This window comes from Pseudomonas sp. 37 R 15 (assembly GCF_900004865.1).
Taxonomy (GTDB): Bacteria; Pseudomonadota; Gammaproteobacteria; order Pseudomonadales; family Pseudomonadaceae; genus Aquipseudomonas; species Aquipseudomonas fluorescens_AM.
The window spans coordinates 95867-115553 of record NZ_CVTV01000046.1; the positions used below are offsets into that span (position 1 = coordinate 95867).

Here is a 19687-nt window from a genome sequence, read left to right on the forward strand (position 1 = left end):
CGTCTACAAGGAGTAGTTGCCATGGTCAGCGTCAGTCGTCGATCTATTCTCGCCCTGGGCGCGGCCTTGCCCGTACTGGGGCATCTGGAGTGGGCAGTCGCAAGCGTCGCACCGGCGACCTCTGACAAGGTATTGCTGAACTACAACGAAAGCCCCTACGGGCCGTCGACTGCGGCGCTTGAGGCGATGCAGCGGGGCAGTGCGGCATCGGGGCGTTATCCTTACCGGCACATGTACGCGTTGGCTGCGCTGTTCGCCCAGCAGCAAGGCATTACCGAGGAGAGCGTGGCGGTGTTTGCCGGTTCCATGGCCGCCCTGCGCTATGCCGTGTTGGCATTCACCAGCCCAACTCGTGGCCTGGTGATGGCCACGCCGTCCTACGAAGTGCCGCGCCAGGCGGCCGCATCGAATCAGGCGCCGGTGCGCGAAGTCAACCTCGATGCCGGGCATGCCCATGATGTACCGGCCATGCTCGTGGCTGATCCCCAGGCCGGCATGCTGTACCTGTGCAACCCCAACAACCCGACGGGCACTGTGACGCCAACCGAGGCCATCCGCCAGGCCCTGGCGAACAAACCCAAAGGCTGCGTGCTGGTGGTGGACGAAGCCTATATCGATTTCTGCGATGCCCCCAGTTGCGTGAGTTGGACCAAGGACCACGACGACCTGCTGGTGCTGCGCACCTTCTCGAAAATCTACGGCATGGCCGGTGCGCGCCTGGGCCTGGCAATCGGCCACCCGGCATTGCTGGAGCAACTGGCGGTGTTCGGCGGCGACAATGTGCCGGCCGGTGCCAGCCTGCTGGGTGCCCATGCCAGCCTGGAAGACGTCAAGCTGCTGCCTCAGCGAAAAGCGCTCAATGCCACAGCGCGTGATGAGACGATCACTTGGTTGGCGGACCGGGGGTTCAGGTGCACGGCGTCGCAGAGCAACTGCTTCATGATCGACGTCAAGCAACCCGCGGAGCAGGTGATCGAGCGGCTGGCTGCACAGCATGTGTTGGTGGGGCGGGTATGGAGCAACTGGCCGCAGTGGGTGCGGGTGACGGTGGGTAGCCGGCAGGAGATGGAGCGGTTTCGCCAGGTGTTCGCCACGCAGATCGTGGGTGGCGGCTGAAAAAACATACAAAAGTGGGAACGGGCAAGCCTGTTCCCACCTTCGCGTCCTGTTGCGCGACCGCCAACAGCTTACTGTTGGGCGATGCTGTAGCCATCAAAGGCTGTCTGCTGTTGCAGTGCAGCAATCACGTTCTTGCGGCTCAGCGGCTGTTCAGTACCGGCATTATCCACAAAGCTTTCCACCTCCGGCTCGGCCTCATCACCCTCACCGACAAAGTTGAACCCCAGAAACTCGAACGCTTCACGGTCGACGTTGAGTTTGGAGCGCGGCGTACGCAGGGGCAGGGTGACGCTGCTGCCCTCCTTGCTGATCACAAACACCTCGGCTTCTTTCTTGACTCGCGCGGCCTTGCCCTTGCCGGCGCTCGGGTTGCTGATGGCCTGGTGCGACTGGTTCAACACCTTGAGAGCCAGGCCATAGACCAGTTCCTGGAACTCGGGATCGTCCTTGAAGCTGGACAGGATGCGGCTGATGGAGAACTTGCTGTTCAGGTCTTCCAGGGCGGCGTTATCGGCAGCCTCGGCGTCCTTCAATTGCTTGAGCTGGCCCATCAGATCGTAGGCCTTGTCATCGTCGAAGGCGTCATGGGCCTGACGGATAGCCATGCGCAACTCGCGGATCTGGTCGCTTTCCTTGGAGGTGTGAAACGCGTCCAGCACCATTTCGCTGATGATCTTGGCCGCTGGCACATGCTGTGAAAGATTGATGGCGTTCTCGTATTCGGCTTTGGCGTGCAAGGCGGTTACGGAGGCTTCGGCGGATTCAGCGGTGTACGAATCGGACATTGAAATTTCACTACTTCAGTAAACGGGGAGAGACAAAAAAGCGTCGGGCATTTTCAGGGGGCAGGGGAGTCAGGTCAAGACAACTCCCGGAGGTGAGACCGGTCAGTCGTGATAAGAAATGGGCGCTCAGGTTACCGATTTTATTCCGACACGCCATTCTTCCCCGCCGCCTTGGACCGATACAGCGCCTGATCGGCGCGTGTCATCAGGGCTGCCGGTGACTCACCGAGCCGCCGTTCCACCACGCCCAGGCTCAGGGTTATCCTGGCATCACTCACGGCAGGCATTTCCTGGATTTTATAACGCACCCGTTCGGCCAGTTCCTTGGCCGTCTCCAGCGTACTGTTGGGCAAGACCAGCATGAATTCATCACCGCCCCAGCGCGCCAGCAAGTCATCTGCTCGCACGCACGCTTCCAGCCCTTCAACGACCCGTATCAGCGTCTGATCACCTACGCCATGGCCATGTCGGTCATTGATCGGCTTGAAGTCATCGATATCCATGGCCACCAGCGCCAGTGGCAGGCGAAAGCGTTCGGCGCGGCTGCACTGCTCGAGCAATACTTTTTCCAGGCGATAACGGTTGGCGATGCGGGTCAAGGCGTCCCGTTCGGCCAGGGAGCGGTTTTCGTCCAATTGCAGTTGCAGCTGCTGATTGACGCGCGACAATTCAAGGGTGCGCTCGACCACCAGCGCTTCAAGAGACTGGTTACGCTTTTGCAGGCGTTCCATGGAGCATTTGCGAGTGTGGATGTCGCGGTGCGCGCCCACCATGCGCGCGACCGAGTTGTCTGGATTGCGCGCGATGACGTAGCCACGGTCTTCGATCCAGAGGTAGCTGCCATCGTATTTCCGACAGCGGTATTCGGCCCGGTATTGGGGCGCGCGTTGGCAGATATAGTCGTCAAATCCGGCCATCACCCGGGGGTAATCCTCAGGATGGATCAGGTTTTCCCAGGTGAATACGCTGTTTTCCAGGGAGTGGCGCGAGTGGCCCAGCATTTCGTACCAACCGGGGTTGCGGTAGACGAACCCGGTATTGGCATTCCAGTCCCATATCCCGTCGCTGACCAGCTCCATGATGGCATGCAGCAGGTCGGCGTTGAGGTCGGAAAAGTCATTACGCGGTATTTCGTTGCCGGCTGTATCGTCCATCGACGCGCTTCCTGCGTGAACTGGCTTCCAAGGCCAGCTGTGGTTGACGCCGATACTCCGTGGCTGACGCTACTGTACAACGCGGACGTTGCGCTTTGAATAGGGCAGATGTGTTGTTTCAGGGGCTTGGCGCCGTCATTTTCGTACGAGGCTTGCCATCCGCGTTGTGCTGATAAATCGTTTCAGGTTGGCCCTTTTCGTTGAAAAATACCTGGCCGATCCCGGCAGAATTCCATAAGCGCTCGCCTGCCTCGGCATGTTCCGGAATATGCGGCACCACCTGCATGGTACGGCGCCGCGTAAACCAGTTGAGCGGTGAGCGCGGGGAGTAGAGCCAGCGGTTGAGACGGTCGAACCATTCCAGCAGGCGCGGCGGGAACTCGTTCTTGATGCCGCTGCTGGTGATCTGCCAGATCCTGGGACCCGCATTGCGGTGGCGAATCAGCACTTCGTAGACGAACGAATAATGCACGTCACCCGACAGAATCACGTAATTACCGGGTGTACGTGAGTGGCGGAAGATATTGAGAATCACCTGGGCGCTGCCGCGATGGGCCATCCAGTTTTCGGCGTCCACCAATAAGGGGTGGCCGCACCAGCTGAAGATTTTCTGCACGGTCTCGATCAGCTTCACGCCAAAGATTGGCGCGGGCGAGACGATGATGGCCGAAGGGTGATCGAGCAGTTCCTGCTGCAGTTCGCTCAAGGCTTCCCAATCCAGCAGGCCGGAGGGTTGCTTGAGCGTGAACTCGCTGCGCCAGCGCCGGGTGCGGGTGTCGAGCACTACCAGCGCGGGTGTGGTCGGCAGTACGTAGTGCCAATGCTGGAATTTCAACAGCGCTTGCACCAGGTCATCCTGCGCGCCGGCGTCGAGGTGATTGTGGCGTGCCGTGGCGGTCAGGGCCTGGGTTCGCTTCACCAGTTCGTCAAACACCTGTGGTTGGTTGCCCCAGCCCTGGCACAGCATGTAGGCAAGCAAGGCATTGCCGATGATACGTTTGGAGAAGGGGTGGCCGTAGGCGGTTTCCTCCCATTGAGCGCTGAGGTTCCAGTCATCGGTGATGTCGTGATCGTCAAAGATCATCAAGGTCGACAGATGGGCGAATACTCGCGCGACACCCGGCAGGCCGTCGCGGAATCCCTCGACCCGGAGCTCCTCGCTGGCGTAACGCTGCTGTCGTTCCAGGCTCAAGGGCGGGCCTTGAAGCGTGATCAGCGCCCAGGGCGTGGGCGACCACACCAGCAGGTACATCGCGATGACTTCAGCAAAGGTCACCAGATGATTATCGGCGGTGCTGCTGGTAAAAATCGGCTTTTTCACACCACCGAAGAAGCGTTCGCGCAATGTCTCATTGCTGTCCAGTGCCGGCAGCAAATCGGCACGGTGATAATAACTGGCAGGATGCCGGTAGAGGCTTGCGCTGTCATCGACCACAGCGCCTTCCAGGTATTCATCGAACAGGCCCAGCCGTGCAATCAGCCCATGAATCGCGCGCAGCATCGGCCCGGCGACATCGTCGGCGTAAACCTGATCGCCGCTCATCATCAATAAGGCCGGACGCTCGGCCGGGGTCTGGGCGTCGGCCAGCAGACGGTCGATGCACAGCAAACCTTCGTTGGCACTGTGATGGGGTTTGCGGCATGAGCCGTGCACCAACTGATGGATACGGCTATGCAGTACGAAACTAGGGTAGTGATCGTTGGCGTACAGGAGGTGAGGTGCCCATTCGGCGATGCCAGTATTGGCAAAAACCAGGTCGTAGCCGATCGCCACGTCCAGCGGCAGCGCTTCGTCCAGCGACACATCGATCAAGTGAATAAATGCATGACGCCCGACGGTTACGACGGTGCAGTCAAGGGGAATCTCCAGTGTCTGCGTGGGCAGATGCAGCTTCAGCGTCAGTTCCAGTGCTCGACTTCCTACCAGCCACAACACCAGGCGCCGAGCTTCGAGGCGTCGCAGCAGAGGGCCGGCCAGAACGGCGGGCAGTGTGTCGGAAGGCGGCATGCAGGCAGTGGTCCCAGGCTGGATTGAACCGGTAAGTCTAAGCGAGTGAATGTCATGGTTTTGTTATCGGGGGTACGAAGGGCCGTACACTGCCCCTCGTACGCGCCGGGTTAAAGCACGTTGCCTCGACCCAGGCCGTCCAGGCCACCGCCCCTGTTTTTGCTTCGGTCATTGGCCGCCATGCCTTCAGGCTCGACGGCATTGCGTTGCGTGGAGGTGGGATCGATGCTGCGCTTCGTGCGTTGGGACGCTGCATCATCTTGCAGCAGAGGTGGGTATTGAAAGCTGCTCAGTGAGTGGTTGATTCCGCTGACCATGGATGTTTCCTTCTATGAGTAGAGGATGACTTCGCCTGTCGGAGCGAAGTAAGGCCTACCTTAATAGCGGTCCAGGGGGGGCCGCTATAAACGCGCTGCTGCAAGATATGACTGCAGATGACGAGCGTTTTTTGGAAACCTCACGCACATGCTTTACCGCATCAGGTGTACGAATCTTCAATCACCTTGGGCACCGTAAACCGGAACTCGCTCCCTCGGCCCACCTCACTCTCGGCTACGATCTTGCCGCCATGGGCCTGGATGATGCCCTGGGTGATGTACAGCCCAAGGCCGCTGCCGGTGGGGTTGTTTTCGGTCTGGGTCCAGTAACGATCAAACACATGCGGCAATTGTTCCGGTGCAATGCCGTCGCCGGAATCACGTACCGAGAACACGATTTCCGCGCCATTGCTCATGGCGCTGATGCCGATATTGCCCTGGCGGGGCGTGAACTTGATGGCGTTCCCGATCAGGTTCGACAGGACCTGGAACAGGCGCTCCGGGTCGGCGTTGATCTGCAGGCCGGGCTCGGCGTTGAACGATAGGTCAATGCCTTTATCCGACGCCAGCGGTGCGAGCAAGGAGTAGGCCTCTTCGAACATCTGGCTGACATCCAGCGCCACCGGCTTGACCACATACCGCCCGGCATCGATTTTCGACGTGTCGAGCAAGTCTTCCAGTAGCACATTCATGCGCCCGGCCGCCTGTTGCATGGTATCGATGGCCGAGGAAATCCGCCGTGACGTATGTGGGCCGTCGGAGCTGAAGGCCTTTTGCAGCATGCCGCAGAGCATGGAGATCACGGTCATGGGGTTGCGCAGGTCATGGGACACCACCGCCACCAGATCTTCACGCGCCCGCACGGCTTGTTGTTCGCGCAGCACCTGGCGGGCCAGGTCGTTTTCCAGGGCCGAGCGACGCAGGTCGTTGGCGGCAAACAGGTCGCCGTGGCTCCACTTGGTGGAGATGCCGGCCATTTCGACCTTCCAGATTTCAAATGACGTGCGGGGACGAAGGCGCAGGCCGGCGTCGGAGTTTTCCAGGTCCAGCGGCTTTTGCGGGTTGCCGCTCCAGTTGATGTTTTCTTTGACTTCCGGGCGGAACCACAGCACACCGTTGTCCACAGGCTTGGGCAGTTGCATGGCCAGGACGCCGCTGGCCACCTGCTGGAACGCAGCCGCCGGTGGGTACACCGAGACCAGGTTATGGCTGGAAAACACCGGTTCGGCGCTCTGCTGCAGCCACTTGTGCAACGCGCGGATCTGCGCCGGCTCCGGGCAGTTGCCGTAGCGGTGCAACTGCTTGTCTTCAATGATCGCCACGCCGCCGGCCATTGTCAGGTTCATCAGCAGTTGCGGTTGTTGGGCCAGGCCATCAAATACGTCGATCTGCGAGGCCTTCATGGCGTGATCCAAGCGCGCAAGGGCTTCAAGCTTTTCATAACGCTGGCGGCTCAGGTCCAGCGCTTCCATGGCGCTGATCTGCAACGACAACACCTGGCCAATGGTCTGGCAGGCGATGCGCAGGTCATTGGGCACCAGCAGGGGCTCACGGTTGCCGCAGCTGATAAGGCCCCAGAGTTTGTCGCCATTCATCAGCGAGATGCTCATGGACGACAGCACGCCCATGTTCTGCATGTACTGGCAGTGGATCGGCGACACACTGCGCAGGGTGGCGAAGCTCAAATCCAGCGGTTCGCCGGTGTCCGGCCGCAGCTTGGGCACCAACGGCACCGGCTCGTAGGCCGCATTGGGAATAATACGCAGCCAGTTGGTGCGATACAGCTCGCGAGCCTGCTCCGGGATGTCGGACGCGGGGAAGAACAACCCGTTGAAAAGCTCCATGGACGGCGCCGACGCTTCGGCGATCACTTGGCCATGGCCTTCGTCTTCGAAGCGGTAGATCAGCACGCGGTCGTAACCGGTCATGGCCTGGATTTCATTCACGCTGATTTCGTACAGCGCCTGCAGGGTTTTCGCCGCCTGCAAACGTTGCAGCATCTTGCCCAGGTCACTGGTGCGACCGTTCACGGCGCGTGGGCGAAAATCCTTGAGCCGCGGTTCGAACTCCAGCACCAGCACATTCTGGTGGCGGTGCAGCAAGCCTTCGAAGTCCGCGCCGTTCAGGGTGACGTGCAACGGTGGCATGTCGAAAAAGGTATCGGTCTGGGCCATGACCTGCACGGCCTGGGCGTGTTCGGTGCCGATCAAGCTGTGCAGCGGCTGGCCGAGCAGCGTTTGCGGCGCATGGCCGAACAAGGTGCCGACGTTGGCGCTGACCTGGATGATCTTCAGGCCGGGTTCCGACAGGGTCAGCAGCACACCGTGAGGCTGGATCGCCCCGGGAAAACGGATGGGCTCATTGGCACAGTTGGCAAGCAGCTCTTCAAAATCTTCGGGTTTCATAGCAGTACCTCCTGGCTGTCGAGCCATTGCTCAAAGCAGCTGAATGTCGAGCGGGCGGCGTCCACGGCGTATTGTTTGGCGGGTGCGTCCAGTGGCTGGTCGCCCAGGTAGACAAGAAAGTCTTTCCAGCGCCGCCCGGTCTCTACCCCGTAGATGTCGAGAAAAGCGCCGCCGTTGTCGGCATTGACGTCCAGGCGCTGAGCCATTTCACGGCGAAGCACCTGGCCACCCAGCGTCGCGCCCTCCAGTACATACAGGGCACCGAGGCAGGCGGCGGGGGTGTCGAGCGTTGGCAGTTGCGTGCAACGGGGCAGGGTGTCGATGGCGTGAGCATCCAGGCCCAAGGCGTAGAGATCCTTGACCAGTGTCGGTGTTTTCACACGCATTGCCGTATCGAACCCTTCGGGAATCAAGCCGCTGGCGTACAGTGCCGCTTCCATAGGCTGATAAAAACCGCAGTACGCCTGGAGCAGGCGTCGGTACCACTGCGCATCGAGGCGCTCAGAGAAAAACGGCAGGCGCTTTTCCAGGGCGGCATGCAGCGAGGCCGTGCCTGTGCGCAACGCTTCCAACAAGGTGTTCGCATCGACGTCATGGGCCTGAGAATGCATTCAGTAAGCTCGAACTGTGGGCCTCTCGGCCATGAATGACGCGCGCAAATGGGCGACGATTCTACACAACTCGCGGTCAGTAACTAAACGCGCAAGGCGAAAAGGCTGACTAACGGATCAGAAATGTCGCTCCTTGCGTCACAATGGACCAACGGGTTTACCGGGAAGTTCGCGCAAGGTGATATTGCGAGGCTATCAGTGCATAGCCAAACCCTGCTGATTGAGCGCGTTCTGCACACACTCAATCAAATGCTGGGTTCTCCACGGCTTGGGCAGAAACCGCACTGAACTGCCCAATTGAGCTGCCAGATGGGTATTGCCGGAGGTCAACACCACCTGCACCGTCGGCCAGCGGTGCGCCACGACCTTGCTCAGATCAAAGCCATTGAGCAAACCCGGCATTTGAATATCGCTGACAATCAGGTCCACCGGGTCATCGCCCCGTTCCAGGTAGATCATCCCTTCATCCGCCGAAGGGAACGACGTCACCGATGCGCCGAAGTCTTCCAACACATCCACCATTAACGCCCGAATGATCTCGTCGTCTTCCAATACTAAAATCGATGGCTGAGCCATGATCCTTACTCCACCATCAGGGTTCAGTAAGGTGGAGTGGAGGCTTGGCGCATAGGTTCGATTGGATGTTTTCTAAACGATGGGTGGTCGTTTGGCGGTGCGCAGGAGCGTGGTTGGGTGGCGCGGTCATGAGAATCGATTATGTTGAGCATGCCGGGTGGAGCGACTGGGGAGCGGCCGCTTAAACAGGCATAATCGAGCGCAACACTCGATGCGGAGCCGTACGATGAAGTTCGCCTTGTTGACCCTCGCCCTGATGCTCACCACCGCCCAGGTTGCCGCCGCCGGCGACGCAGAAGCGGGCGGCAAGCTCTTCGCCAAGACCTGCGGCGGTTGCCATAGCGTTGGCGAAGGCGCCCGTGGCGGCTTTGGGCCGCAACTGAACGGCATCATTGATCGGCCTGCCGGCGCCACTGCGGACTATCAGTATTCAGATGCGATGAAGAACTCGGGGGTGGTTTGGAACCGGGACAAACTGGCGGCCTACATTGAAGATCCGAAATCGGTTGTGAAGGGGACGCGCATGATTTTCTGGGGCATCAGTGATCCGCAGAAGATTGAAAATATCCTGGCGTACCTTGAGACGTTTCAGCCCGAGTGATGGCGTAAACGGTTGTCTCCAGCCGTCGCTTGGGTTTGTCGGCGCACGTCTAGCCTTCAGGCGCCATGTCCTCAACGATATGGATCCGCAAATCGTGACGACCGGGGGCAAGCTGCTGCTTAAGGGTCAACGCCGGAATTTCATAGTCCCCGGCGTTCTGGCGACGAAATGGCAGAGGTTTGTCGTCGAACAGGTTATCCAGCCGAGCAGCATAGGCCGCGCATAGCTGTTCGAATCGAGCGGCGTCCATTTTGCTGGTTTTATAGATGGGGAAGGGCGGCATGACAGTGAACCCTGGGTAGAACAGCACGCCATGCTGGATAGGAAATAGCAGGTCATCCAGCGCCCCGTTTACCCCTCGACCGCTGTAATGGGACTCCCACCCGCCCATGCTCACCACCAACATCGCCCGCTTTCCTGCCATGCTGCCCTCGCCGTAGCGATCGCCCCAGTGGCGTTCGCTGTGTTCGCCGACACCGTAGGCGAAACCACAGGCGTAGACGCGTTCGACCCAGCCCTTGAGAATTGCCGGCATCGAGAACCACCACAGTGGGAACTGAAAGATCACCGCGTCCGCCCACCGCAGTTTGGCCTGCTCTTGCTCGATGTCTGTCGGTTGGGTGCCGGCGGCGAATACACGTTGCGACTCCAGCGCTGGGTTGAAAGGTTTTCCATCGTCATAGCCTGGAGCGTCGTCCTTATCAATGGGCGCTTTCCAACGCATGGCGTAGAGATCGGAAACCTTGACCTCGTGACCCGCGCTTTTCAGGTGAGCGATCGCGAAGTCCCTGAGCGAGCCATTGAGCGAACGGGGTTCCGGGTGGGCGTAGATCAGTAGTAGCTTCATGAGGCGCTCCGAGTGGGTGTAGGCCTCACCGTAACGACGAACCCGGTATGATAGAAATGAATTTCCGAAACATATGGTATTTACATGCACAATACCTTGCGCCGTCTGGATCTTAATTTGTTGGTCACGCTGGATGCACTGCTGTCTGAGCAAAACGTTACTCGGGCGGCGCGCTTGCTCAACCTCGCTCAGCCGACCGTCAGCCTGCAACTGGGGCGGCTGCGAGAAATTCTGGACGATCCGTTGTTGTTGCCCGGTCCCCGAGGCATGTCGCCTACCGAGCGAGCCCGTGAATTGCGCGGGCCGCTGCGCGAAGCCCTGGTCGCGTTGGAAGGCGCGCTGAGTCCCAGTGCCGCTTTTGAGCCCGCATTGTCCAATCAGACGTGGAGGGTGGCTGCCAGTGATTACGCAGCAACTGCCTTAGTCTGGCCCTCGCTGGCGCTGCTCAGGCGCCTGGCGCCAAATACGCGCCTGGCGCTGTTGAACAAACATCCCGTCAGTCTTGCCAGTGATCTGGAAAACGGCCAGCTTGATCTGGCGTTGCATACTCGCGATGACGCGCCGCCAAAACTGCGTCAACGGTCTCTGGTTCATGAACGCTATGTGCTGGCAGGGCGGCGCGGTCATCCCGCGTTGACAGCCAAGCTTTCGCTCAAGGCGTTCTGCGGCCTTGAGCATGCCGTCATGTCACCCAATGGCGCCGGGTTCGTTGGCAGCACTGACCAGGCACTGGCAGCTAAAGGCCTGGAGCGACGAGTCGTATTATCAGTGTCTAATTTCAACTCGCTCATCTCAGCATTGGCGCACAGCGACGTGGTTGCGGTGGTGCCGGAAAGGCTGGTGCGAGATGAGCCCGCACTGCACGTACAAGCGCCTCCACTGGCCATTCCGGGCTTTGAAATGCTCATGCTTTGGCCCGAACGACTGCACCGGGATCCCGCTCATATGTGGCTGCGCGACCTTATCGCCTCGACGTTGGCAGGCACCTGTACGCATTGATCGTTTCTACGTTGCGCGTGGTAAAGCCTGGGCGAATACCACACCGTTGAAGGTATGGGTGCAGCAGTCGTAAAAGGGTTTCATAAGCTCGGGCGTCAATTGCGGGTCGACCTTCTGTAACAGGCCGGCCTCGTCCACCCACAAGCCGCTGTAATAGCTGTTCTCATCCGTTCTCACATACATTGCGTCAAGAGTCCTTCTTAGGTTGCTTTGGAGAGGGTGGCCACGCGCCTTGGTAACGGAAGGAAATCTGGTAGTCGAGGTGTTCGGGCTCAATCATGTGCTGGAAATACGGCTGAAGAGTCGTTATCCAGTCAGGTAACATGTCGAATACATCGGCGTATATCGCGGTTTCGTCACCTAAACCCAACGCTTCGAGAACACTGTCTGTGTCTTCGATATCCGCTGAATACTCATCCGCCTTCAAGTCATTGCTGTGTTTTTCGTACCACCGCAATCTGATTTTCATGATTATTTTTCCTGAGCTCGTCTTTTACCTGTCATTCGACGTCTTGGATTTGCAGTCCTCGACGTTCGGTGGAGTTGTGATCAATTGCGCCCATGCATTCTCTTAGCTTGGATTACTCGCGTGCCTCCTCGTAATCAAACGCGACGTAGTAGTCGCTCTCTGAAAGAGCAATCTCGTGGGAGAAGTAGGCCTGTACCTGCGATAGCCACTCCCGCCGCAGTTCAAACATGCCGTTATTGACGTCTTCGTCTACCGACAATCCGAGCTCAGAAATCACGGAGTAATCGTTTCCTAAGTCCGCCGAATCCTCGGTTCCGATTAGCCACTCTGTGGTTCTGTCGAACCATTCCAATCTCACTTTGAGTCCCATGTAACCCTCACAGATACTTTCTGATGTTTCGTTTCTTTTTTGGCCCTTTTAGCTGCTCACCGGTTAGATGGTTGAACGCACCCATATGGCGTCCGGCAATTGGCAGGGCTTGATAAAGACGCAGCCGGCAGGTTTGGCAATTGTGGGGGCTGGGGCAGGGAGGATTCGTATAGATCATTCGCCGGTGAATAAGGCGCCTGCGACGGTTGCGGTGTCAGGATTCGCTGTCTGCGTAGCGCTTCTTCATTAGGTGGATAAGAACGTTCTGACATGACCGGCTCACTTCCTTGTGCGAGGAAATGAGCCTACGGGGGCGAATGAGCGGGTGAAATTCGGCTTGTTCGATAGCCTGCGTGGGAAAAGTCAGCCAGCTACCCGCGACGCTTAAAATTGATATTTGAACCCTACCATCACAGGTCATTGTTGTGTAAGCCACGGCGGGCATGAGGGGGCGGGATGTAGGGGGTGGCTGCCGGGGGAGGCTGATGAAGAGGTAGGACGGTTCTGGTTTTGTTAGGATCCGATGAAAAAAGCCTTCTCTCGGTTGCCTGATAATTAGCAAGGTGGATATATGAATCCGGACAGTAATATTGAATAGGATGTTCGACGATGATTTATGAAAATGTTGATCCGCAACTGCTCGCCTTTTTGCAGAATCCCATGAAGTTTACATCGCCCCTTCCGCCCGCAGGCAAAAGCCTGAAATGGCATGCGCGAATGCTTTACAAGTTTACGATGCTGCGCAGGTTTATCAGTGCCGAGCAGGTACAGGCGTTGCTATGGGAGAAAATTAGGAATAATTTGGAGAAGGCTGAAAACTCTCTGCCTCAATTAATTTTTGAAGATCATGTGCCGCTCAATCAGGACACGGTGCATCGTTTTACTGATGAGTTGTATCGATATTTCAGAATTGTATTTTTACCGTGTGATGCTACGTCGGCATCGCAAAATGAAATGCTCGCTGCCTTTAGTAAATCTTATGCCTGGGCGGCGCTTGAATATACCTGTAATAGAATTTCCGAGAATCTTGAGCTTCGTGCAGTGCACAACTTATCGATCTTGGCGAATGAAAGGTTGTGGTTGGGTTACTACCTGAGTGAAGTGTATTTTCTGATAGGTCATGGGCTCTTGAGCGCCAAGCTGCACGGGAAAACGCTAAAGATAGTGCCTACCGCCAAGCTACAGGTGCGATTAAAGGCTTACTGGCTTGCGGAGGTCACTGAAGCTAATTCTAATATCGGTGATATTTTAAGTCGGCATGACATTGTACCTATGCTGCATGAACGAGGTCGTCTGACACCAGAATTACGCAAGCTGTTGGTGGATCAAACGTTGGATAAGTGTCTGTCCATACATTCGAACTACCTGTCACCGACCATGACGAACCATCCTAAGTATCAATATTTGCGAGAGGTTGTTGATTTTGCAATTCACCTTGAGCTACGTGCGATGTCAGGTGAACGCTCGACCCGCGAGGAGTACATGAGAAGTATCGTCAGCCCGGCAACGGTGGATATGATTAATAGCGCCCTCGCTGGACGATTACCGACGCTTGATTCGGCCAGCAGTTTTGTTGAGTACAAGGGCGGCATGTATCTAAGGGGCGCGCTGAATTTCAAGTACGGGCTGAGAAAATTTGTCAGGTATCTGCTCGGTGAGGTGCTGGTTAATCAGAAGGGCCCTGACTTTGGCCATCTACTGGGTGTTGGCTTCGAAAAAGACTATGTTTTAAATTATATTCGCAGTCTCAATGACCCTCGCCTGAAAATTTATGAGGAGTTCAAACCAGGTAATAATGCGAAAATCAAGGGGTATGATGTTGATCTGATTATTCAAGATGTAGATGAGGATATTTATTATTTCGTGCAGGTTAAGCATCAGCTGTCGGAAATTCCTACCTATCTTTCCGAGCAGTGCGAGTTGTTTCTAAATGCGAACTTTCGTAAGGGTTTTATTCAGCAATTAGGCGTTCTGAAAGATAACCTTTCTGACGATAGTATCAGGCGCAAGCTCAGTCAACATGGATTGGCCGGCGCTCGCCCGGATAATACCCACTTCATACTATTGCATAACGTCCCTTTCTTGAATTTCTATGAGCTTGATGGGATTTTTTTCTACGAGTGGAACTTGCTCAGGAATATTTTACAGGGTGGGCGGGTACAGATTCGTAAAAACCGAAACATCGCAGAGGAACGGGTCATTAGCAAACCACGTTTGCACCGGCCGCAGGAGATGGTAGAAGCTTATTTCAATGATTCGCAAAGCGGAAAGCAAATGAGGGAGCACTACGATATTTATCGAAGGGCCTACGTTAGCTTTGCTTTTGATGACCTTGATGTGATCTGCAAGCTATTGTGAAGGTAATCGCTGCGGTGACGTGGACGTATGACCATGCTATAAGTATTGATCAGCGTTCGCGCCACCAACCCTTTCGAATTTTTCAGAGTAAGTGCTTTGAAATCAACCGTGAAATCTCCACAATCGAAGTCTTCCCGGTAAATTCAAACTTCACCTTCCCCAGCGACGAAAAGTAAATCTCCAACTCCGAATCCAGGTCGAACGTCCCCGACGTTTCCACCGAATATGCCACGATGTTCTTGTACGGCAGCGACGTGAAGTCCTTCTTGCTGCCGGTAATCCCCTGCACGTTCACCGCGATGATGCGCTTGGTGGTGAACACGACGCCGTCGCGCATGGCCTTGTACGCGTCCACCACTTCTTCGCCGTCGAGCAGCAATGAAGCCACGCGTTCGGCGTATTCGTTGTTCTGTTTGAGCTTGAAGAAGCCTTTGTTGTTGAAGTCGATCATGTGCCTGCCCTCGGGTGAATGGTGCGATCGGTGTATGACGTTTTGATCACGGATCTGTATCTAACGCGCGCATTTTGAACGCCCTACCATGGTGTCCAACTCTACAACGTTGAGCAGATGTTTCGCGTCGACAGAACAACCGTCCAGGGAGCCCCACCATGCCCGAACTGTCCAGCTGGCTTGCCTATGCGCTGATATCACTGGGCATGGTGCTGACGCCCGGCCCGAACATGATTTACCTTATTTCCCGGTCGATCTGCCAGGGGCGCACCGCCGGGTTTATCTCCCTGGGCGGCGTGGCGCTGGGGTTTCTGGTTTATATGCTGTGCGCCGCCTTGGGTATTACCGCGTTGGTGATGGCGGTGCCCTTCGCCTACGATGCGCTGCGCTTTGGCGGGGCGCTGTACCTGGCCTATCTGGCCTGGCAGGCGGTCAAGCCGGGTGGCCGTTCGCCGTTTCAGGTGCAAAGCCTGCCCCAGGACAGCCCGCGCAAATTGTTCACCATGGGCCTGGTGACCAACCTGCTGAACCCCAAGGTGGCGGTGATGTATCTGTCGTTGCTGCCCCAGTTCATCGACCCGAATGGCCATGGCAGTGTGCTGATGCAATCCCTGGTGCTGGGCTTTACGCAGATTTTTATCAGCGTGAGCGTGAACGCAGTGATTGCCACCCTGGCGGGGTCTATCGCCGTGTTTTTCGTCACCCGGCCGGGGTGGCAGGTGGTGCAGCGCTGGCTGATGGGGTCGGTGTTGATGGGGTTGGCGGTGCGGATGGTGGTGGAAGGGCGTAAGTAGCTCAGCGCGCCATCACGTTTACGATTACATGCAAGATGAACTCAGGGCCGTAGCAAGGTTGCCCATGTTCATCCTCGATCCGCCAGATGGAAGTGACTGCGCAGGTTTCCTTGGGCGCGGCGAATTCCACCGTGATATGCACGGGTTGCCCAGGGAGTGTTTCTGCGATGAGGATTTCGTTGTTGAGGCTGCGCAGGTGCGTGTCCATGACGACTTCCAATGGCGCGCCTATGGCGGTGCGCCGTGCGATGACGTATTCACCGTCAACGCGCACCAGTCTTCGTCCACGCCATGGACGTGTGCCGAGGTTCTGGATCTCCCAGGTCTTATGGAAAATCTCACTGGGCATTACCACTGTTTGATCGGGGGTGGTGACGTCTGCATTGAATACAGCGATGTCGCCGGGGTCGCCTAGGCCGACGGCGCGGTTCGTGGCTGCAGTTGAATAAGCATCGACGGGTGCGCCAGCCAGGTCGGCAAAATAGCGAAACAGTAGCAGCGGTGAAACCTGGAGTGCCTTGGCGAGTTTGATCAGGGTGCGAACCGAGGGATCTTGAGATACGCCGCTGGCCAAGCCGTACAGATAGGTTCTGGAGATTGCGGCTTCCTTGGCCAAGGTGGTCATGGATTTGCCCAGCTCTCGACTGCGTCGTACAACGAGGGAGCGGAGGGTGTCGCGAGTTCGTATGCTCATGTTCGATTGCTATCCCTAGTGCTTGGAAAGGCCCACACGTTGTTCGCCAAAAAAGACAACCTGACCGCCGTCGCGGGTAATACGCAATGCACACTTGCGACCTGCTGGTGATGTTGTGAAGGACATGGATTGGTCGCTTTCTGGTTGGCTATATCCAGTGTCGTAGTTTCTCGCATGCTTGCGAACCTAGTGTTTGTTGCATTCCTTTACATCTACCTTTGGATATAGCGATGACTCAATTAAAGACGTGCTGCGCTTCCATTGCTCGATCAGGTTTCGGCACTTTGCAATTACCTGAAGCCATGCTGCAGGACTACAAACAAATTGTTGATGGATACTCAGCAATATCCCATGCCACCAAAGCGTCATTTTCTTTCAGCCAGGACACTGACGGTTTTTTCCCATTCGGTGCCGAATACTCAAGTGTTGAGGAACATCCTGACCTCTGTGAGCGATTCTGTTATTGGCAGGCGCATGCGTCGAAAAGAAAAGGTTTTGAATTCACTCGCAGCGATTTTTTTGCAGCTGTGGAAATTTTTGAGCGCCAGGTCAGCGAGTTGGCTCAAGAGTTGATGGACGGTATTTGCAGCGAGTTTGGTGTATCTCCACTTGCCCCTTTTCGCTCGGCGTCCTACGTGCAGTTGTGTGTTTATCGTGCGCAGAATGCAAGCATTGAACGGCGGTTCGCCCAGGACCCCCATGAAGATGGGCACATGCTGTCGCTTATCAAACCGAGCCGCGAAGGGCTGGTGTTGGTGAGGGGGCGCTCGCTTGAGCCGGTGCGTCTTTTGGAGAATGAGATTGCGGTGCTAGCGGGATCTTTACTGACTGAGCTGTCTGACCACGCCATTCCTGCGGCTTATCACGCGGTCCTCGCACCTCAAAAGCCGGTGGGCAGAAGCTCGTTGATCTATTTTGTCAACCCGAATCCGGAGCAAATGCTGACCAGCTTTTTCCGCAGGCAGAGAATCGATTTGAGTCGTTCCGTAAACGCCCGCCACACCGGCTTCGGTAATCAACCTATTCAACTCTTATAACTATCCCCTCTGGCATGGACACTCCATGGCTCCCTACTTCAGTGCGCTCTACCTCGAAGGCTTGCTTTTAGGTATGGGTCTGTTCGCCGCCCCCGGCCCCAAAGACACCTTGGTCATCCGCCAAGGTGTCAGCCGTGGTCCCGTCTGGGGCGTGGTTGCGATTTGCATATTGGCCGATGTCCTGCTGATCACTCTGGGCATCACTGGGTTAGGTTCGCTTTTAGAGAGTCGGCCAATACTGGTGGCGCTGTTGCTACTTTCCGGCGCGGCGTACTTGCTCTGGTTCGGTGCTCAGCGCCTGTTGGCCTGCCTGCGTGATCGATCGATGCCGGACACCCAAGGCGGGAACTCGCAACGGGGATTGTTGCGCACGGCAGTAGTGCTAGGGTTCGCCAACCCCTACGCATGGCTTGATACGGTCGTGCTGATCGGTTCCATTGGTGCTGCGAAACCGGCAAGTCAGCAAGCACTGTTTGCCACGGGCGCCATGACGGCATCGCTTATATGGTTCGTGGCGCTGGCGCTGGGCTGTCAGCGGTTGACGGGGTTGTTTCGAACGCCGGCCGTCTGGCGTTGGTTGGACGCGGGTGTCGCGATCTTGATGGTGTATTTGGCCAGTATGCTGATCGTCGATTCACTGGATGTCTTTGAGGTAGTCCTTAAGAGCGCTGAGTGGCAAGGACATTTCATCAAGGTGAGAGACGCCTTGAACATCAGCGGATAGTTTTTGCAGTTCTCGCCCCAGTACGGTGTCGGTACCGCCTAAGGCAATCAATGCTTGGGCAATGCACTCATCAAGCTTCAACCGAATCCCCGCCAAATCCCCCTGGCGCACCAACAACCCAAACACCTCGCGGTCGTACGCCTCCATCACCGGATCATCGCGCAAAACCGGGCTGCCGCCGTCCGTCTCGTGCACCAGCTTCAGGGCAAAGAGCGCAACCGCTTCCAGCGTCAATTCCATGGTTTGGGTTCCTGCGGTTTTGGGGGAGGGCGATGATCACTGTTCTGCGCGGGAAAAAAAAGACCCAATAGTGTGAACCGGTTGGCTTGCGCAGCCGTAGTGTCGGCTGCCCAAGGAACGATATTAATTAGCCATGCTCCAACTCGGCGTGCCAAGTGCACCCGGTCGCCAGAAGGATAGGGTGCAAGACCTAACCCACTACAAGGATGCAAACACTCATGCAGTCATCCCCCACCCAAACGCCATCCGCCACCGGCGAACTGATCGCCAGTTTTCGCCACGGCAAGGGTTTCCTGATCTTCAGTTTGATATTTGGCGTCGCGTTGCTGGGGCTCGCGGTGTTTGTGCTGTACCTGGGCACCATCCTGCCGGCGGGCAGTCACGGCCCCGTCGTCGGCCAGACGTCGCGCGGCCTGTCATTCAGCTTCAGCAGCCCCCAAACCCTAATCTACTTCACCAGCGCCTTGCTCACCGTTCTTGCGTTGGGCGTGTTTGCCGGTTACGCCTGGCACAGAAAACTGCGTGCGCCGCGTTACAACGTGTATGAGCACGGCATCGAGCGCTTCATCAACGACCAGCGCGACTACACCGCCTTCGCTGACATTGAAGACCTGTACCTGTTCGGCTCCGGGCAAACCGTGATGACCGGCATGATCACCAACCTGGCCTATCGTCGTAACGCGTCGGAGCCGTTTCACCGAGTGATTGAAACCCTCAAGGGCTTTTACCAGTTCCAGCAGTTGGTGCGCGAGCTGCATGTACGCGCGCGCATGCCGGTGGTGATCGCGACGCTGGAAACGGGTGGGTCGGTGACGTTCAACTGCATCAGCTCGGGGCAGCTCTGGGGTAAGCGCATGAGCGGCAACTTCCTGAACATCACCACCTCGCCGATTGTGGTCAGCCGCGCATTCCTGCAATACCAGGGCCGCACAGTGCCGATGTCTTCGCTGCGCACCGTGGACCTCAATGCCTGGACCGAAAAAGTGGTGATCAAGGACGAGAGTGGCAACGCCATATTGTCCACCATCGCCACCGGCATCCTGAGCCACGACCTGTTCCTCAACACCCTCGATGCGGTATTGGCGGTCGAAGAACAAACCCGCGAGCTGGCGTGAGCCGGCAGCGTTA

22 protein-coding genes are annotated in these 19687 nt (G+C 57.1%); 8 read left to right on the forward strand and 14 right to left on the reverse strand.

Translation table 11 applies throughout. The features are described from left to right. Positions 1–21: 21 nt before the first annotated feature. The gene (locus BFQ04_RS13270; RefSeq protein ID WP_065951220.1) at positions 22–1116 is read left to right on the forward strand and encodes a pyoverdine biosynthesis transaminase PtaA; all 1095 of its coding nucleotides are present in this window, start codon (positions 22–24) and stop codon (positions 1114–1116) included. Positions 1117–1187: 71 nt separating this feature from the next. Here the strand turns inward: BFQ04_RS13270 and BFQ04_RS13275 are convergent, their stop codons facing one another. The 7 genes from BFQ04_RS13275 to BFQ04_RS13305 all read right to left on the reverse strand — a co-directional run bounded on the left by BFQ04_RS13275 (position 1188) and on the right by BFQ04_RS13305 (position 8975). Next, on the reverse strand, positions 1188–1904 hold the full coding sequence (locus BFQ04_RS13275) for a hypothetical protein (protein ID WP_065951221.1): 717 nt from the start codon (positions 1902–1904) through the stop codon (positions 1188–1190). A 140-nt stretch (positions 1905–2044) separates the two neighbouring features. Continuing rightward, positions 2045–3058, reverse strand: coding sequence for a sensor domain-containing diguanylate cyclase (locus BFQ04_RS13280; RefSeq protein ID WP_065951222.1), 1014 nt, complete (start codon positions 3056–3058; stop codon positions 2045–2047). A gap of 118 nt (positions 3059–3176) precedes the next feature. Further along, entirely contained in the window at positions 3177–5066 is a 1890-nt protein-coding gene (locus BFQ04_RS13285) for an alkaline phosphatase D family protein (RefSeq protein WP_065951223.1), read from the reverse strand. 110 nt (positions 5067–5176) lie between these two features. Further along, positions 5177–5383, reverse strand: a complete 207-nt coding sequence (locus BFQ04_RS13290; protein ID WP_065951224.1) for a hypothetical protein — start codon at positions 5381–5383, stop codon at positions 5177–5179. 161 nt (positions 5384–5544) lie between these two features. Continuing rightward, a complete protein-coding gene (locus BFQ04_RS13295; protein WP_065951225.1) occupies positions 5545–7788 on the reverse strand; it encodes an ATP-binding protein in 2244 nt (747 codons plus the stop codon). Beyond that, the gene (locus tag BFQ04_RS13300; protein WP_065951226.1) at positions 7785–8399 is read right to left on the reverse strand and encodes a biliverdin-producing heme oxygenase; all 615 of its coding nucleotides are present in this window, start codon (positions 8397–8399) and stop codon (positions 7785–7787) included. The genes BFQ04_RS13295 and BFQ04_RS13300 overlap by 4 nt, the downstream gene beginning before the upstream one ends. Before the next feature lie 195 nt (positions 8400–8594). After that, a complete protein-coding gene (locus BFQ04_RS13305) occupies positions 8595–8975 on the reverse strand; it encodes a response regulator (RefSeq protein WP_065951227.1) in 381 nt (126 codons plus the stop codon). Positions 8976–9201: 226 nt separating this feature from the next. Between BFQ04_RS13305 and BFQ04_RS13310 the strand changes: the two genes are divergently transcribed. After that, complete coding sequence (locus BFQ04_RS13310; RefSeq protein ID WP_065951228.1) at positions 9202–9576, forward strand: c-type cytochrome; 375 nt, start codon at positions 9202–9204, stop codon at positions 9574–9576. A 49-nt stretch (positions 9577–9625) separates the two neighbouring features. On the opposite strand, the gene BFQ04_RS13315 is transcribed toward BFQ04_RS13310, so the two are convergent. After that, positions 9626–10423 carry an NAD(P)H-dependent oxidoreductase gene (locus BFQ04_RS13315; RefSeq protein WP_065951229.1) on the reverse strand — a complete coding sequence of 266 codons (798 nt, stop codon included), beginning with the start codon at positions 10421–10423 and terminating at the stop codon, positions 9626–9628. 84 nt (positions 10424–10507) lie between these two features. On the opposite strand from BFQ04_RS13315, the gene BFQ04_RS13320 reads away from it, so the two are divergent. After that, positions 10508–11422 carry a LysR family transcriptional regulator gene (locus BFQ04_RS13320; RefSeq protein WP_065951230.1) on the forward strand — a complete coding sequence of 305 codons (915 nt, stop codon included), beginning with the start codon at positions 10508–10510 and terminating at the stop codon, positions 11420–11422. 6 nt (positions 11423–11428) lie between these two features. Here the strand turns inward: BFQ04_RS13320 and BFQ04_RS29670 are convergent, their stop codons facing one another. The 3 genes from BFQ04_RS29670 to BFQ04_RS13330 all read right to left on the reverse strand — a co-directional run bounded on the left by BFQ04_RS29670 (position 11429) and on the right by BFQ04_RS13330 (position 12261). Then, positions 11429–11605: a hypothetical protein gene (locus tag BFQ04_RS29670; protein WP_161594770.1), complete on the reverse strand. Its 177-nt coding sequence runs from the start codon at positions 11603–11605 to the stop codon at positions 11429–11431. A gap of 4 nt (positions 11606–11609) precedes the next feature. Continuing rightward, complete coding sequence (locus tag BFQ04_RS13325; RefSeq protein ID WP_065951231.1) at positions 11610–11897, reverse strand: colicin E3-like toxin immunity protein; 288 nt, start codon at positions 11895–11897, stop codon at positions 11610–11612. A gap of 106 nt (positions 11898–12003) precedes the next feature. Further along, a complete protein-coding gene (locus BFQ04_RS13330; RefSeq protein ID WP_065951232.1) occupies positions 12004–12261 on the reverse strand; it encodes a colicin E3-like toxin immunity protein in 258 nt (85 codons plus the stop codon). Between the two features lie 609 nt (positions 12262–12870). Between BFQ04_RS13330 and BFQ04_RS13335 the strand changes: the two genes are divergently transcribed. After that, a complete protein-coding gene (locus BFQ04_RS13335) occupies positions 12871–14619 on the forward strand; it encodes a hypothetical protein (protein WP_065951233.1) in 1749 nt (582 codons plus the stop codon). A gap of 82 nt (positions 14620–14701) precedes the next feature. On the opposite strand, the gene BFQ04_RS13340 is transcribed toward BFQ04_RS13335, so the two are convergent. Next, positions 14702–15070, reverse strand: a complete 369-nt coding sequence (locus BFQ04_RS13340; protein WP_065951234.1) for a PH domain-containing protein — start codon at positions 15068–15070, stop codon at positions 14702–14704. A 158-nt stretch (positions 15071–15228) separates the two neighbouring features. Here BFQ04_RS13340 and BFQ04_RS13345 point away from each other — a divergent pair, with 158 nt between their 5' ends. Then, positions 15229–15864, forward strand: coding sequence for a LysE family translocator (locus BFQ04_RS13345; protein ID WP_065951235.1), 636 nt, complete (start codon positions 15229–15231; stop codon positions 15862–15864). Position 15865: 1 nt separating this feature from the next. On the opposite strand, the gene BFQ04_RS13350 is transcribed toward BFQ04_RS13345, so the two are convergent. Next, positions 15866–16558, reverse strand: a complete 693-nt coding sequence (locus BFQ04_RS13350; protein WP_065951236.1) for an NBR1-Ig-like domain-containing protein — start codon at positions 16556–16558, stop codon at positions 15866–15868. Between the two features lie 230 nt (positions 16559–16788). Here BFQ04_RS13350 and BFQ04_RS13355 point away from each other — a divergent pair, with 230 nt between their 5' ends. Together BFQ04_RS13355 and BFQ04_RS13360 are read left to right on the forward strand one after the other, a co-directional pair. Next, entirely contained in the window at positions 16789–17595 is an 807-nt protein-coding gene (locus BFQ04_RS13355) for a 2OG-Fe(II) oxygenase family protein (protein WP_065951237.1), read from the forward strand. Between the two features lie 25 nt (positions 17596–17620). Further along, positions 17621–18319: a LysE/ArgO family amino acid transporter gene (locus BFQ04_RS13360; RefSeq protein ID WP_083217982.1), complete on the forward strand. Its 699-nt coding sequence runs from the start codon at positions 17621–17623 to the stop codon at positions 18317–18319. Here BFQ04_RS13360 and BFQ04_RS28615 read toward each other — a convergent pair. After that, positions 18230–18559, reverse strand: a complete 330-nt coding sequence (locus BFQ04_RS28615; RefSeq protein WP_083217983.1) for a hypothetical protein — start codon at positions 18557–18559, stop codon at positions 18230–18232. The two genes, BFQ04_RS13360 and BFQ04_RS28615, sit on opposite strands and share 90 nt — an antisense overlap. A gap of 218 nt (positions 18560–18777) precedes the next feature. Between BFQ04_RS28615 and BFQ04_RS13365 the strand changes: the two genes are divergently transcribed. Then, positions 18778–19674, forward strand: a complete 897-nt coding sequence (locus BFQ04_RS13365; protein ID WP_065951238.1) for a hypothetical protein — start codon at positions 18778–18780, stop codon at positions 19672–19674. The last annotated feature ends 13 nt before the right edge of the window (positions 19675–19687 follow it).